Source organism: Sinomonas humi, assembly GCF_000802235.1.
Lineage (GTDB): Bacteria > Actinomycetota > Actinomycetes > Actinomycetales > Micrococcaceae > Sinomonas > Sinomonas humi.
On record NZ_JTDL01000019.1, the window covers coordinates 1 to 2,311 of the forward strand.

2 protein-coding genes and 1 pseudogene are annotated in these 2,311 nt (G+C 70.7%); all 3 read left to right on the forward strand.

Features of this window, described 5'->3' with window-relative positions:
* Positions 1–625 (forward strand): glucuronate isomerase (locus LK10_RS01515; protein ID WP_043119593.1); only part of this gene is annotated, 625 nt, incomplete at its 5' end.
* Positions 626–678: 53 nt separating this feature from the next.
* Positions 679–1,998 carry a mannitol dehydrogenase family protein gene (locus LK10_RS01520; protein ID WP_052206824.1) on the forward strand — a complete coding sequence of 440 codons (1,320 nt, stop codon included), beginning with the start codon at positions 679–681 and terminating at the stop codon, positions 1,996–1,998.
* 95 nt (positions 1,999–2,093) lie between these two features.
* Positions 2,094–2,311, forward strand: a pseudogene (locus LK10_RS01525) (bifunctional D-altronate/D-mannonate dehydratase); the annotation flags it as partial.

Here is a 2,311-nt window from a genome sequence, read left to right on the forward strand (position 1 = left end):
CGAGGCGGAGGCGCTGTTCGAGAAGGCCCGCCGGGGCGAGGCGACGGGGGCGGACCGGGATGCGTTCGAGGCGCACATGATGTGGGAGATGGCAGGGATGTCCGTCGAGGACGGCCTGGTCATGACGATCCACCCGGGCTCGTTCCGCAACCATCACGGCCCCACCTTCGCCGAGTTCGGCGGCGACACGGGCCACGACATCCCGTTCGCGGTGGACTACACGGCGGGCGTGCACGCGCTCCTGCAGGACTTCGGCACCGCGAAGGACTTCCACCTGGTGCTCTTCACCCTCGACGAGACGGTGTTCTCCCGCGAGCTGGCCCCGCTGGCCGGGTTCTACCCGTCGGTGTACATCGGCTCTCCGTGGTGGTTCCTAGACGCTCCGGATGCGATGCTTCGGTTCCGCTCGGCGGTGACGGAGACGGCAGGGTTCTCCCGGTCCTCGGGCTTCATCGACGACACCCGCGCGTACTGCTCGATCCCGGCCCGGCACGACACCTCCCGGCGGATCGAGGCCTCGTTCCTCGCTAGGCTGGTCGCGGAGCACCGCATCACCGAGGCGCGCGCGCACGAGCTCATTGTCGACATCGTCGACAGGGCTCCCCGGCGCGTCTTCAAGCTCTAGCCGCCCCAGTTCGGGCCGCAAAGCTCCAGCCGTCAAGCTCTAGGAGGAAGCCCATGCCGAGCACCACCACGGAGCTGCCGCTCCTGAGCCGCCACGGGGAGCCCGCGCCGCCGGTGCGGATCGTCCACCTGGGGCTCGGGGCGTTCCACCGCTCGCATCAGGCGTGGTTCACGGCGAGGGCCCACGATGCCTCGGAGTGGGGCATTGCCTCCTTCACCGGGCGCCGTCCGGATGCCGCGCTCGCGCTCGCGCCCCAGGACGGGCTCTTCACGCTCGTGGAGCGCTCGGCGGAGGGGGACAGCTTCGAGGTTGTCGGCTCGATCGCCGAGGCGGTCGACGGGGCGGACACCGCGCGTTTGGAGGAGCTCCTCGCAGCGCCGGCCACCGCCGTCGTGACGCTGACGGTGACGGAGAAGGTGTACGACGACGGCAGCCCGGACGCGCCGCTCGGTCGCCTTGTGCGCGGGCTCGCCGCGCGCCGTGCGGCGGGAGGCGGGCCGATCGCCGTCGTGAGCTGCGACAACCTCGCGGACAACCGGACGGCGGCGCGGGGCGCCGTCGTCCGGATCGCCGAGGACCTCGACGCCGAGTCGGACGAGGGCGGGCTGGCCGGCTGGGTGCGGGAGAACGTGAGCTTCGTGGGCACCTCGGTGGACCGGATCACCCCGCGGACGACGCCGGAGGACGTCGCGGAGGTCGCGGAACGGTGCGGGTACCGGGACGCCTCGCCGGTCGTGGCTGAGCCGTTCGCGTCCTGGATCCTCTCGGGCGACTTCCCGGCCGGGCGGCCCGCGTGGCAGGACGCGGGAGCGCAGTTCGTCGCCGACCTGGAGCCGTTCGAGAACCGCAAGCTGTGGCTGCTCAACGGCGCCCACACCATGCTGGCCTACTCGGGCCGGCTCCGGGACCACGAGACGGTGGCGGACGCGCTCGAGGATCCGGTGTGCCGCCGGGCTGTGGCGGAGTTCTGGGACGAGGCCGCCCGGCACCTCACGCAGCCCGGACTCGACGTGCCCGCGTACCGGGCAGCCCTGCTCGAGCGGTTCGCGAACCCGCGCATCGCCCACTACCTCGCCCAGATCGCCCAGGACGGCTCGCTCAAGCTGCGCCTGCGCTGCGTGCCGGTCCTGCAGGCCGAACGTGCCGCGGGCCGCTCAGGGCTCGGGGCCGCACGCATGATCGCCGCCTGGATCGACTGGGTCTCTGAGGCCGAGCAGATTTCGGATCCGCTGGTCGGTGCCATCCAGGAAGCGCTCGGCCGCTCCGGAAGGGAGCGCACCGAGGCCCTCATCCGGCTTGTCGACGCCGATCTCGCCGCGGACGCCGCCGTCGTCGACCTCATCCACGGCCTCGTGGGTTTCGCCCGCCTCTAGATGGCAACCGCTGGCAAGCGATTGCCATCATTTACCGCGGGCTCACTATTGTTGATCGAGCACTGAGAAAGCCGGTCTGGACGGAGAGGACCACCATGAAGATCGTTGCCGCTGAGGTGTTCGTGACGAGCCCGTCGCGGAACTTCGTGACGCTGAAGATCACGACCGACGAGGGCATCACGGGCATCGGCGATGCGACCCTGAACGGGCGGGAGCTCGCGGTCGCGGCGTACCTGAAGGAGCATGTCGCCCAGCTGCTGATCGGCAAGGATCCGCACATGATCGAGGACACCTGGCAGTTCCTGTACCGGTC

Excerpts from the sequence above, each read along its gene's own strand:
- LK10_RS01520 (WP_052206824.1), top strand. The coding sequence starts at position 679 with ATGCCGAGCACCACCACGGAGCTGCCGCTCCTGAGCCGCCACGGGGAG.